This is a genomic window from Pseudoalteromonas sp. APC 3691 (assembly GCF_030408135.1).
Classification (GTDB): domain Bacteria; phylum Pseudomonadota; class Gammaproteobacteria; order Enterobacterales; family Alteromonadaceae; genus Pseudoalteromonas.
The window spans coordinates 16760-29640 of the sequence record NZ_JASDCB010000029.1; the positions used below are offsets into that span (position 1 = coordinate 16760).

At 37.6% G+C, this 12881-nt stretch carries 6 protein-coding genes and 13 tRNA genes; 9 read left to right on the forward strand and 10 right to left on the reverse strand.

Annotation, left to right across the window (positions count from 1 at the left end):
- Positions 1-5: 5 nt before the first annotated feature.
- The 3 genes from QL998_RS10960 to QL998_RS10970 all read right to left on the reverse strand — a co-directional run bounded on the left by QL998_RS10960 (position 6) and on the right by QL998_RS10970 (position 5513).
- Positions 6-2222 (reverse strand): heparinase II/III family protein, encoded by a 2217-nt coding sequence (locus QL998_RS10960; RefSeq protein WP_290192684.1) that lies wholly within the window; start codon positions 2220-2222, stop codon positions 6-8.
- A 5-nt stretch (positions 2223-2227) separates the two neighbouring features.
- Complete coding sequence (locus QL998_RS10965; RefSeq protein ID WP_290192685.1) at positions 2228-4486, reverse strand: polysaccharide lyase 6 family protein; 2259 nt, start codon at positions 4484-4486, stop codon at positions 2228-2230.
- 148 nt (positions 4487-4634) lie between these two features.
- Positions 4635-5513 (reverse strand): NAD(P)-dependent oxidoreductase, encoded by an 879-nt coding sequence (locus QL998_RS10970; protein ID WP_290192686.1) that lies wholly within the window; start codon positions 5511-5513, stop codon positions 4635-4637.
- A gap of 647 nt (positions 5514-6160) precedes the next feature.
- On the opposite strand from QL998_RS10970, the gene gloA reads away from it, so the two are divergent.
- Positions 6161-6562 carry a lactoylglutathione lyase gene (gene gloA / locus QL998_RS10975; RefSeq protein ID WP_024594782.1) on the forward strand — a complete coding sequence of 134 codons (402 nt, stop codon included), beginning with the start codon at positions 6161-6163 and terminating at the stop codon, positions 6560-6562.
- A gap of 283 nt (positions 6563-6845) precedes the next feature.
- On the opposite strand, the gene QL998_RS10980 is transcribed toward gloA, so the two are convergent.
- The 7 genes from QL998_RS10980 to QL998_RS11010 form a co-directional block, all read right to left on the reverse strand.
- On the reverse strand, positions 6846-7112 hold the full coding sequence (locus tag QL998_RS10980) for a DksA/TraR family C4-type zinc finger protein (RefSeq protein WP_010555328.1): 267 nt from the start codon (positions 7110-7112) through the stop codon (positions 6846-6848).
- 322 nt (positions 7113-7434) lie between these two features.
- A tRNA-Glu gene (locus tag QL998_RS10985) sits at positions 7435-7510 on the reverse strand.
- Between the two features lie 90 nt (positions 7511-7600).
- Positions 7601-7676: transfer RNA gene (locus QL998_RS10990), tRNA-Glu, on the reverse strand.
- 90 nt (positions 7677-7766) lie between these two features.
- Positions 7767-7842: transfer RNA gene (locus QL998_RS10995), tRNA-Glu, on the reverse strand.
- A gap of 93 nt (positions 7843-7935) precedes the next feature.
- Positions 7936-8011: transfer RNA gene (locus QL998_RS11000), tRNA-Glu, on the reverse strand.
- Positions 8012-8155: 144 nt separating this feature from the next.
- Positions 8156-8231 (reverse strand) — tRNA-Glu (locus QL998_RS11005).
- 37 nt (positions 8232-8268) lie between these two features.
- A tRNA-Ala gene (locus QL998_RS11010) sits at positions 8269-8344 on the reverse strand.
- A gap of 1260 nt (positions 8345-9604) precedes the next feature.
- Between QL998_RS11010 and QL998_RS11015 the strand changes: the two genes are divergently transcribed.
- The 8 genes from QL998_RS11015 (at position 9605) to QL998_RS11050 (ending at position 12880) form a co-directional block, all read left to right on the forward strand.
- A tRNA-Val gene (locus QL998_RS11015) sits at positions 9605-9680 on the forward strand.
- A gap of 153 nt (positions 9681-9833) precedes the next feature.
- Positions 9834-9909, forward strand: a tRNA-Val gene (locus tag QL998_RS11020).
- 161 nt (positions 9910-10070) lie between these two features.
- Positions 10071-10146: transfer RNA gene (locus tag QL998_RS11025), tRNA-Val, on the forward strand.
- A 153-nt stretch (positions 10147-10299) separates the two neighbouring features.
- A tRNA-Val gene (locus QL998_RS11030) sits at positions 10300-10375 on the forward strand.
- Positions 10376-10423: 48 nt separating this feature from the next.
- Positions 10424-10499, forward strand: a tRNA-Val gene (locus QL998_RS11035).
- A 32-nt stretch (positions 10500-10531) separates the two neighbouring features.
- A tRNA-Val gene (locus tag QL998_RS11040) sits at positions 10532-10607 on the forward strand.
- A 61-nt stretch (positions 10608-10668) separates the two neighbouring features.
- Positions 10669-10744 (forward strand) — tRNA-Val (locus tag QL998_RS11045).
- 489 nt (positions 10745-11233) lie between these two features.
- Positions 11234-12880, forward strand: coding sequence for a tetratricopeptide repeat-containing response regulator (locus QL998_RS11050; protein WP_290192687.1), 1647 nt, complete (start codon positions 11234-11236; stop codon positions 12878-12880).
- The last annotated feature ends 1 nt before the right edge of the window (position 12881 follow it).

The following is a 12881-nucleotide window of genomic DNA, read 5'->3' on the forward strand; positions in this document are numbered from 1 at the left end:
CCTATTTACTCCTGATTATTGTTCATCATATAAACGGCTAATCGGCCATTTAAAGTGAACTCTTTATTTTGATAATTGAATGTGTTTTTAGCTGATGTTGGTGCTTTATTAATAGCCACTAAATATGACTTGCCTTTAATATCAAGTTCAACAAGTGTTAAATCGCCCTGCTGACTATATTCAAGCTTTGTAACTCTACTAACAGCTTCTAAGGTATATTCTTTACTTGGATTATATTCACCGTGAGGCTCTAATACTGATATAAATTTATGATGCTTTTGACCCTCAACGCGACGAATAAAACCGTTTTCGTTGCGTAAATTAAAATCAGGGTCATTTGCGCCTATTTGGGTAAACAAGAAAGACTCACCACCTTTAACTAAACTCGTTTGCGTATAAAAACGACCATTCTCGTTTAACCACGTTACTTTAGCTAAACCACTTTGAGGTTGCGCTTGAGCTTTAAGCCATAGATGCTGGTAGCCATTTTTAGTACCTAATGCAGCGAGTTGTGTTGCATTCGCTTTTAGCTCAAAGCTGGTATCTATAAGCTGACCTTTATAATGCAAAGGCAAGTCAAGCTGATGCGCTTTATTTGCTGCAACATCAAATATATCAAGTGCAACTGTGCTTTGTAGTTCAGGTAAGTTAATAAGTGCAAGCGTACGTTCAAGATCAACGCCTTTATAAGCTGTGCTTATTTCGCCACTTGAAACCGTGCCATATTCATTTGTTTCAAAGAAGTTAAGCGTTGGGTAGTTATTATTACCTACTTCAACATTTGCATTAAAATGTGTTGTTTCGTCAACCACTACCGTATTGTGCGCAACAGTGTGTTTAGCGTAAGTTTCGTTTTCAAGTAAATAACGACCGCCGTATTTAGCTTCTACATTTAAAAAACGTGCTGCGCCATAATCAGATACAATTTCATTACCGTGGTCGTAAAACTGCCATGTTAGTTTATCAAAATGACCATGACCTAAACCTTGTGCAGCAGGTTTAAATAGTAGAGCTTGATCGCCACCTACCTGCGTTCTCATTACCACTAGAGCACCTTGTTTACCGTCATTACCATCGCCGAAAGCAACTGATTTAAACGAATAAGGTTTTGCCATGTTGTTATCAAGTGCTTGAGCTACTTTTAGTCCATCACCAGAGAGGATTATTTGGTCTTGTTGCTTAGCAATATCTAAATAACCTGCATCGTTGGTTAAACCGTATGCCGCAGTTACACCATTTACTAACTCAATGGTATCGATACCTTTACTTTTTATTGCATCGTTAATTGGGAAGAACAAACCGTTGTAGCTAAGTTGAATCGTCGTATCAATCGCTTTTAATAATATGCCATCGCGATATTCAAAGATTTTTCGTTGTGGTTCGTTGTTTTCAATCGCTTTAGCAAACGTTACAAATGGTAATAGTGCAAAGCGTTGATAGTAAGGACCTTCGTTATAGTAACCTTGTGGTGAAAACAGCATCTCTAGCTGCTTAATAAAGCCACCTTTACCCGACTTTTCTAAATCGTATAATGATTTTTCTACCCACTCAGGTTCACCTAATACATACCCTGCCATGCCAACACCCGCTGTTGCCCATGTTCCATGGTTATGTACTTTATTAAATGTAGAAGGCTGGCCCACTGATGTGAACAACGAAACAGGACGTAGTAAGTCATTTTCAATTTTTTTAATGTTATCGGCATTTAAAGAATCATGAATTAGATCATATGCTTGTATTGTGTACACAAGCCACATTGCTTCATTTAGGCTTTGCCAAAAAAACTTACCTGGATTTTGCGAATCCATTTTACGTTTTGGATGCAGACCAAGCGTTGGGTATAATTTTGCATACTCAAGCAACATATCACGTACATAATTTGCGTATTTATCATCTTGGCTTAATTGATAAATAATGCCCGCATTGTACATAAGTTGGTAATTTTTCTTGTGGCGTTCATGTGTATAACCACCACCGCCGTCTTTTGGAACTGGCACAGTGATAGGCTGTGCAATTTGCTCGTCAACTTGTGCTTTTAGCGATTCAAACGCGTTAGCAAACTTTGTGCTACCGTTGCTACTAATTGCTTGGCGCATTTGCTTAACATCATCAGTAGTAATTACTAAGTTTGGGTGCGCTGCATGCGCACCCAATGATGTAAGTAATGTAAGTGCAGCTACAGCAGCTATTTTAAAACCTGTTTGGCATTTTAATAAGTGCATAGTATTTACCCTGCCTTATTTAAAATGTTGTTATTTTTTAATACTGCCGTATGCGGGCCTTTAACTCTTAGTTCTTTAACACTTGGTGCTTTAGTTTCATCAAATGTATTGTTTGAGATTTCAGTTTTAGGCTCGCCTACTGTGTGCTCTACAACAATAGGAGCAGTTTTAACAAATTTATTATCTTTGATACTAGTAACCTGAACACCGTGAACATAAATGCTCGCTTGCTCTTTATTACGCTTACCAAAGCCAATATTATTAAGCGTGTTACTCGTCATTTCGAAATGAGGACCAAATGTACTTTCATCTGAACCACCACGGTAAAGCTTAACTATGCCGCCTTCTACATCGTTAAATGTATTATTATTTACAATGACGTATTCCGCGTTATAAACACCTAAGTCTTCAATTTCAGTATTTAGACGTAAAATGTCACCTGTTACTGTATTAAAGGTATTACCTGTAAGAATAATTTCATCAGCCATTGCACCTTTACCAGTGATAAAGAAATGGAATGAATGATTAATATCTAAAGCATTCAACTCAGAGTTAGTCATTACAAAGCGATAATTATCAACCATACCCCATTTTTGCGTACGAACAATGCTGTTCCCTATTGCATCTGGCGCGTTTTCACCTGAAATTGATAAGCCATCTAGTTTTAAGCTGCCGCCATCATGTATTTCAAATAATGTAGAGCGTTGAAAAGTAAGTTTAGACTTGCCGCTTTGCTTCGCTTTAATTGTCAACGTTTTATCAATTTTAACCAGTTTAGAAACATCATACTGGCCAGGCGCTAGTTCTAGAACATCGCCCGACTCTGCATTATCAATAGCGTCTAGTAATGCACTTACATCAGCTTTAACAGAATGTGTTTTACCAGAATCAAAATCAACTAAGGCAGGTACTTTTGCATACCAGCTAACACCGGTATCTTCTTTTTTCAGCACTTTTAAATCGCGCTTTGCACCTACATTTAAACTTTTAGATGTTGGGTAAAGTAGACCATTACTTGCTTTTTTAAGTGTGATTTTTTCTTTCTTTACACCGTACATTAACTCAGAAATCACTTTTGTATCAGCAATGTTGTTACTTAGTACCAACCCACTTACATCATCAAATGTTGTAAATGGCTGTTCGCCATCTTGATTTATGATTAAGTTGTTTTTCATTACGCTATTTTTTGGGGCTGCGCTACGCTCAACATCGCTACCTGCAGCAAGTTGAATATGACGCACATTTATAAATGTGTTGTTTTCAATCGTCGCATTTTCTACTTGGTGATAACGATTAATAGATGAATTTGGAACGCCGTTCATCACAGTAAAACCACTGCCAAAACGATAGCCTGTTAGGCCTTGTAGGTAGTTATTTCTTACAATTTGATCTTTATTGATAACACGGATACCACCTGTGTGATCAACACCATTACCAATGAAGATATTTTCTTCTATAAGATTGCCGTTACCATGGCGCAGCGTTAATGTACCGCGCGCTTCATAAAATACGTTATTACGAAGGATGTTTTTACCTGACTTAACCGAAACAATTTCTACTTCACCATTGGTACGTTCAAAGTAATTATTTTCAACCAATGTATGCGAATCAGTTAGTGAGTAATGGCTTGTGCCAATACGTAGGGTTTCACCACCGTTAGAACCAAAAGTAGGACGGTAGCCAAAATAGTTGTTGTCTATGCGGTGATAGTTTTCCTGACTTGCTTGAGTGTTTAAACGAACAGCAACTGTCACACCTTTATTTCGTTTGCCAACTAAATGACTATGATCAAAGCGGTTATGTTGTCCATATAATGCAACCCAATAATCAGACTCTCGTTTGTCTGGATTACTGTAATTATCGATTACTGTTTGAGTAACTCGTGAATTGTAGGCTAATTCATTTTTATTTTTACGAAACTCTATTACAGCTGAGCTCGGTGTGTAGCCGTCTTTAAATACTAAACCTGAGGCTTCAAGGTATTTACCTGCAAGTCTTAGGTTCGATTGACCCGATAAAATTACTTTACCGTTAGTTTCAGCAGTCAATAAAATAGGAGAGTTTTTTGTACCTTGGCCTTCAAGTAGGATTTCGAAGTCAGACCAAGTACCATTTTTAAGTACTACTTTGTCGCCAGCAACTAGATTAGCTGCGATATCATTAAAAGCTTGTTTACTTTCTACAAAATAATCTTTGGCCGATATTTGTGTGGATATGCAACCGATGAGAACTAGACTAAGCTTTATTGTGTTAATCAAACGCATAGTTAACTCTTTTTCGTTGTGACTGAAAGTAGTGCTTCATCAGAATTTAAAAAAGCTGACATTGCACAAAGACTTTAGTCAATTGGTGTCATGTGTGTTAAAGCGCCTTAAGCCAAAAGCTTAAAGCGCTCAATAAGGTCGAGAAGTATTACTTTTCTAGCTTTTTGAAGTAATCAAAAATTTCAGGAACGTTACCTTGACCCATACCAGCGTCAAACGCTGCTTGTAGGTTAGCTGATGAACCTTCAGCGATTTTTGATTCAGTACCTAGGTCTTCTACCATTTGTAGGAAGTAGCCTAAATCTTTGTTTGCATTAGCAATCGAGAAACCAAGGTCGCTAACATTATCAACTGCATAGTTTTTACAAAATTGCATAAACGGTGAATTAGATGGACCAGTCGACATGATGTCAAAAAGTTGTTGACGGTCAACACCAGCAAGCTCTGCAACTGCAAATGCTTGTGACATAGCACATACTGTAGTCATGCCCATGAAGTTGTTGATAAGCTTAGTTGTATGACCTGCACCTAGCTCGCCAAGATGGAAAACGTTTTCACCTTGATCTTCTAGTACTGGTTTAACTTTATTGAATGTATCAATATAGCCTGCAGCCATGATGTTTAAAAGGCCGTCTTTAGCATGTGCTGGTGTACGACCAAGAGGAGCATCAATCATGCCTGCGCCTTTAGCTGCTAAATCAGCACCAATTTTTTTAGTAGATGATGGAATAGAAGTACCAAAATCAACTAGTACTGCACCTTGTTTAATACCCGCTAGGATACCGTCTTCTGCATAAATGATTTTTTCTACAACGGCAGAAGTTGTAAGACAAAACATAACAATATCTGAACCTTCAGCTAGCTCTTTAGCAGTGCTTGCTGTTTTTGCGCCTCTAGCGACACATGCTGCAACCGCATCTTTGCTAAGGTCCATAACAATTAGCTCATAGCCTTTGTTTTGTAAATTTTCGGCCATGTTGCCGCCCATTAAGCCTAAGCCGATGAAACCGATGACTGGTTTTGACATGAATAACTCCTAAATATGTGGCGCATACTTTTATAAGAACAAGTAAAATCTACTTTAAAATACGCTGTGTCTTTGTTTCAATTTGTAGAGTAACTTTAAGCTTGAGTTATTTATAAATTAACCTGTGCAAAACGTAACTCTGATTAATTACCAATACATTGTATTCACTCAAACCAAGCAACTTACCAATTGGCATGCAAAAACTGTATTACCACACGCCTTTCTTGTCAACCAATAAGTTAACCAAGTAAATCCCATATTTTTACAAATTACATACAAATTAATTTAATATCAATTAAAAACAAAGAGTTAGATATCACAAACCTAATCAGACATAGGTTAACTTTTGTTGAACAATTAGTAGCTTTTTTTATACTAATAGGTTGACCAATAATTGAGTGTTCTTTATTTAAATATGCAAAATTCAATAAAATGGTTCATTAATTGGTAATTTACAATTGATGTTATTGGTAAAATTATAAAGACCATACGCCAACAGCTTCCAACTCTAAATGGTATTGAGGTTGTGATTTGTACGTAACGCCTACATATATAGCTAATACATATAACCCCCCTAAAACGCGCTTAATAATAGCGCTTAATTAAAAATACCCTAAACTTTGAATAAATAACTAAAGGAACTAAAAATGCGTTTATTACATACTATGCTTCGTGTAGCCGATTTGGATAAATCAATTGCTTTTTATACTGAAATATTAGGTATGAAAGAATTACGCAGAGCTGATAACAGTGAATACAGATACACTCTTGCCTTTGTTGGATATGGCGACGAAGCAGATAACACAGTATTAGAGCTAACTTATAACTGGGACGAGGATAGCTACGACCTAGGTAATGGATATGGTCATATTGCTATTGAGTTTGATGATATTTACAAAGCATGTGCAGATATTAAAGCAGCTGGTGGCAATGTAAGCCGTGAACCAGGGCCTGTAAAAGGCGGTACTACTGAAATTGCTTTTGTAAAAGACCCAGATGGCTATGCAATTGAGTTAATTCAGAAAAAAGAAGACATGAGTAAATTTTAAATTACTTAACAACCAATTCAAGTAATAACAATTTGCTTAATGACAATCTGCTTATATATGGGGTCTATTTAACGTTAAGAAAATTACGCTAGAACTAGGCAAAAATTTTTGTATCTAGTTGTTCTAAATAAAAATTTTTAACGACGTTATAGTGCAATTTAATTCGTTAAATTGATTAAAGATTTATGCTGGTTGGTATAACTATGGAGGGGTTTAATTTTATATATTGTTCAAATATTTATGCAGGTTGGTATTAAATAAAAAGGTGCTTTTCAGCACCTTTTTAACGCAACTGACTATCTTTACTGCCACGTCTATTAAACGATTTAGCGCTAGCACCATTACCTTCTATTGCAGCTTGGCATACAACACAGTAGCGCACTCCTGGTAACGCGAGCCTTCGTGCTTGTGGGATTTTCTCATCGCACTCATCACATAACTCTGCACTTGCGCCAGATATTAAATTGCTTCTTGCATACTGTACGGCATCATTAACACTCGCATCAATTTGATCTTGAATTGCACCGTCTCGTGCCCATCCACTTGCCATAAATCCTCCTAATAAAGTTGGATGTTTAAATTTATGCTACCAAATCGAATCTTTATAAGTACTGAATGTTTTTGGATTTTTGGATTTTTGGATTTTTGGATTTTTGGATTTTTGGATTTTTGGATTTTTGGATTTTTGGATTTTTGGATTTTTGGATTTTTGGATTTTTGGATTTTTGGATTTTTGGATTTTATCTTAATAACACTACACTTCCCTATTAAAAAACAAGTAATTGGCGTCCTCAAGAGATTAGTACTCTTGATAACGTCGTGTATAGAGAGTGCGGTGTCACACTGCTTTATACAGTACTTAAAATAGTAAGTGGCGTCCCCAAGGGGATTCGAACCCCTGTTACCGCCGTGAAAGGGCGGTGTCCTAGGCCTCTAGACGATGGGGACACATAAATGTGTCACTAGGACAACTGAATTTTTAGACTCGTTTCAGACGAGCTTTCTTAATAACACTACACCCACTATAAAAATAGTAAGTGGCGTCCCCAAGGGGATTCGAACCCCTGTTACCGCCGTGAAAGGGCGGTGTCCTAGGCCTCTAGACGATGGGGACACATAAATGTGTCACTAGGACAACTGAATTTTTAGACTCGTTTCAGGCGAGCTTTCTTAATAACACTACACCCACTATAAAAATAGTAAGTGGCGTCCCCAAGGGGATTCGAACCCCTGTTACCGCCGTGAAAGGGCGGTGTCCTAGGCCTCTAGACGATGGGGACACATAAATGTGTCACTAGGACAACTGAATTTTTAGACTCGTTTCAGGCGAGCTTTCTTAATAACACTTCACTTCCCTATTAAAAATAAGTAAGTGGCGTCCCCAAGGGGATTCGAACCCCTGTTACCGCCGTGAAAGGGCGGTGTCCTAGGCCTCTAGACGATGGGGACACATAAATGTGTCACTAGGACAATTGATAAGTTTAACTCACATCATGAGCTTTAAGGTAATTGCGTTTAATACAAGTAAAGACTCGAGCTTTAATTGTGACGCTATTTTCTCGGTAAAACCGCCTTTAACTAATAAAAGCTAAGTGGCGTCCCCAAGGGGATTCGAACCCCTGTTACCGCCGTGAAAGGGCGGTGTCCTAGGCCTCTAGACGATGGGGACACAGAAAACTGCTACCCTAGGACAAAACACTAATTTTTGGTGGAGCCATGCGGGATCGAACCGCAGACCTCTTCACTGCCAGCGAAGCGCTCTCCCAGCTGAGCTATGGCCCCAACTTAATCAATACCCGTCGTGGTAAACACATCGTGTATCGCTTAGTGCGGGGCGCATTCTATGCACCACCCAAAATAAAGTCAACAGTTTTTTACCTAGCTTTATTTAAATGGTTTAATTTTCAACAAACTGGCTATCAAGCGTGCTAAAAAATACAATTTGAATAATATTCTAGCCCTACTGCTTATAATAACATCACTATATCGCAGCGAATACTCAACAACACCCTACTCCCCCTAATTAATACAACGAAACTACATCAAAGCAAAGATATACATTTATATGCAAATTAAACTTATCTAAAAACTACCAATTAAGGCCCCGCCAATCGCCTTAATCTTTTAAAAGTTATAATTACTTATAATAACCAAAGTTTAAATGTGGGTTTGAGAGTGCCCACAGCCTTCACTCGCTTAATAACAAGCGTAGCTCGTACTGAGAAAAGTCGGTTATTGTTTGAAGAACATTTTTTAAAGAGCATTGTAGCTTCGTAATTCTATGTACAAAACTTTAGCTATGTGTGATTTATTTAGAGCATGTTGACCTTTGTGGATTGAAATTTGTTCAATCTAGGGGCGATTTAATCGCGGCGCGAGGTTTGTAACCTAGTGGGCTAAGTAAAAACCGAGCAACAAAGAGTAATTATCCCTGGGCAGAATCCTTCGGGCAGCGCATGTCTGGTCTTTATTCAGCGTTATCGCCTATCTATGGGGAGTAACCAGACGACATCGGCTCTGCCTTGTCTAAACACCTAACATACTGCTGCAAATTTAACCTCGATAGATCAACACGCCCTAGTCTTAACCCGAAAGGCTGTTAGTGAGGAGTGCGTCTTTCGAATTGGCTAGGTTGGCTTATAAAAAATAAAACAAGTACAAAAATAAAGTTTAGAGTATTGTAAGTATCATTCGTTTGGGGAAGTTTAAATTAAATTCATTTTTAAAGGCCAACTCTATTAGCTAAATAACTCGCCCTAATATTAATCCATCTGGATTATAATCCTAAAAACGACTCCAATAAAAAAACAATGAGTATCGTAAAACTAAATTTAAGATTAATAGAGTTATAATTCCTGCTCACTTTTAGGTGCTTAATTGAACTGCCACCTTGAATTTGATGATAAAATAGACTTCCAAAGTATCCTATTGTTTATAAAATCTTCACTCAGTACATTTTTATCATTCAAGTGTTGACACATTTCCAACTCTATCTATAATAGCGCCCCACAACAACGCAGCAATGTGATGTTGTTTAGATGTGGGTGATTAGCTCAGTTGGGAGAGCATCGCCCTTACAAGGCGAGGGTCACTGGTTCAAGTCCAGTATCACCCACCACTTTTTAATTAAAGTGTTCACATCTAAATTCTATATGGGTCGTTAGCTCAGTTAGAAAAAAGAGAGCATCACCGCTACTTACAAGCAACGGCGAAGTTCACTGGTTAAAGTCCAGTACTATTTATTTTAATAGTAGCGTTTTAATTTATATGTGGGTGATTAGCTCAGTTGGGAGAGCATCGCCCTTACAAGGCGAGGGTCACTGGTTCAAGTCCAGTATCACCCACCACATATAAAACCTATTACTATATTAATAGTCGTGTTTTAAAATTGTAATATGGGTCGTTAGCTCAGTTACAAGAAAAGAGAGCATCACCGCCTTTTATAAAAGATGGCGAAGTTCACTGGTTAAAGTCCAGTACTATCTATATCGGTAGTAGCATGTAATATGGGTCGTTAGCTCAGTTGGGAGAGCATCGCCCTTACAAGGCGAGGGTCACTGGTTCAAGTCCAGTACGACCCACCATTTTTTAAATGGTGCATATTACAAAAAAATCTAAATGGGTCTTTAGCTCAGTTAGAAAAAAGAGAGCATCACCGCTATTTACAAGTAACGGCGAGGTTCACTGGTTAAAGTCCAGTACTATTTATTTTAATAGTAGCGTTTTAATTTATATGTGGGTGATTAGCTCAGTTGGGAGAGCATCGCCCTTACAAGGCGAGGGTCACTGGTTCAAGTCCAGTATCACCCACCACATATAAACCTATTATTATATCAATAGTCGCGTTTTAAAATTTAATATGGGTCGTTAGCTCAGTTGGGAGAGCATCGCCCTTACAAGGCGAGGGTCACTGGTTCAAGTCCAGTACGACCCACCATTCCTAGAATGGTGCATATTAAAATGTAATTTGGGTGATTAGCTCAGTTGGGAGAGCATCGCCCTTACAAGGCGAGGGTCACTGGTTCAAGTCCAGTATCACCCACCAAATAACATCAAGCGGTTAATTGATAATAAAGAATTAAATAACAGGCATACCTATTATATGTGGGTGATTAGCTCAGTTGGGAGAGCATCGCCCTTACAAGGCGAGGGTCACTGGTTCAAGTCCAGTATCACCCACCACATATAAATACCATTAAACTACTTCTCTAGTAATAACTCTTCCTTCTCATATTAAACACATTTACAAACTTTATAAAAACTCAATATATAAATCGCATTTAATAAAGAGCATCCCCACTCTTTACAAATAATGGCGAGGGTCACTGGTATCAAGCCAAGTAATCACCCACCACATATAAATACCATCAGACAACTTCTCTAGTAATAACTTTTTCCCATATTAAATACGTTTAACTCCTCTTTTTACCTTAAATACATTTCATATTTTTATTAAAATCTAAATTACCATATCAAAGCACTCATCAAATATAGCGTTTCCATTTTACTTATTTAGTTTTTAATTATGCTATTCGGCTCATTACTTTCGAAGTTAGATAAACGTATTAGGCAAAGTTAAGTACCTAATAAATACAGCTATCATTTAAATTCCCTTGTAAGCAGTTAAACTGTTGATTATAGTCTGTGTTAAATACAATTACGCTTAAGCCAATGCCAACTAAGATTTATTCAAAAGCCAAAATACTTATAGTCGAGGAGCAACCACTTGCCCAAAGCTATATGAAACAATCGTTAGAAAGGCTTGGCTTTCGGCAGTTGCGCTTTGCCGATCATGCAAACTCTGCAAAAGATCAGTGTTTAAGTGAAGAGTTTGATCTAATAGTTTGTTCATTTAACTTAAATAAACACCAAGATGGCTACCAACTTTATGAAGAGCTACGTGTAAAACATCTTATAAAAAGCTCGACTGGCTTTATCTTCATCTCAGCAGAAACAAGTGGTTCACTAGTTCATAGTGTTCTTGAACTCCAACCTGATGACTTTTTAGTTAAACCTTTTACAGTGCAAGAGCTCAAAATACGCATTGAACGAATTTTAAAGCGTAAAAACGACTTACAAACAGTGTATTCATTAATTGATGATGGTAACGATTCAAAAGCTATTAAATTTATTGATACCGCTCTAGATAAAAAAAACAGTAATTACAGCCCTATATTACTTCGCCTAAAAGGTGATGCCTTACTTCGTTTAAAACGAGCTCAGGATGCAAAAGACTTTTTTAAGTCTGTTCTCGACATTCAAAAATTTGCTTGGGCAAAAGTAGGCTTAGTAGAGGCACTTATAGCGAATAACGAACATATTTTGGCGCAGCGAATGCTCAAAACAATGTTAGAGCGCCAAGAAACTCGTTTAGTAGCCTTGGATTTGTTGGGCCGATTAGAAATAAAGCTAAATCAGTTTGAGCTAGCACAAGAGTTTTTGAGCCAAGCCGCGGAAATTGCACCGCGAAATATCACACGTCAAAAATCGCTAAGTAATGTCTCGCTAATTAATCACGACTATGAAAAAAGCTATTTAACTCAAAAAGATATTGCCACCTTCGCAAAGCACTCCATACACGACCACCCCGATGTATATTTAAATGCAGCACGTGCAGGTATCGACTTTGCGCTAACGACTGATCAAACCGATCAAATTCAACGAATTTCTAGGCAAACTAATCAATACATTAATGATTTAAAAAAACAGTTTCCTAATAATACAAACCAAGCTCAAATTGATGTACTTAATGCACGGCTTCATTATTTAAAAGATGAGCACCAAAAAGCGAAAAAGCTAATTGAACAGCTTGATGATGACGATACTCATATCCGATCGGTTGATGGCGCACTTGATAAGGCAAAAGCATTTCATGAACTGGGGTTTCATCAAAAGGCGCAAACCTTATTTACACAAATAATTACCCACTGTGAAAGACACCCTGCAGTTAGCGACACAACCTACTTGCGTTATATTCAGCAGCAACAAAGTGAGCGACGCGATATTAAAATGGGGCCGAAAGAGCTTAATAACCATGCAGTTAATCAATTTAATAAAGGCCAATTAAATACTGCGCTAGAAGCTTTTACACAAGCGTTTAGAGTCATGCCTCGTAATCAAAGTATCGCACTTAATTTATTACAGTGCCTATTTGATTCAACCAAGCAATCAGGTAGTTCATTTAATATGGAACTTGCGAAAAGATGCTACGTCCTTCTTGATAAAGCTAAATTACAAGCAGATCAGACGCAGCGTTTAGATAAGATTTTGCACATAGCAAAAGAAATGAATTTAGATATTCAAAGCGCTAGTAAATAAA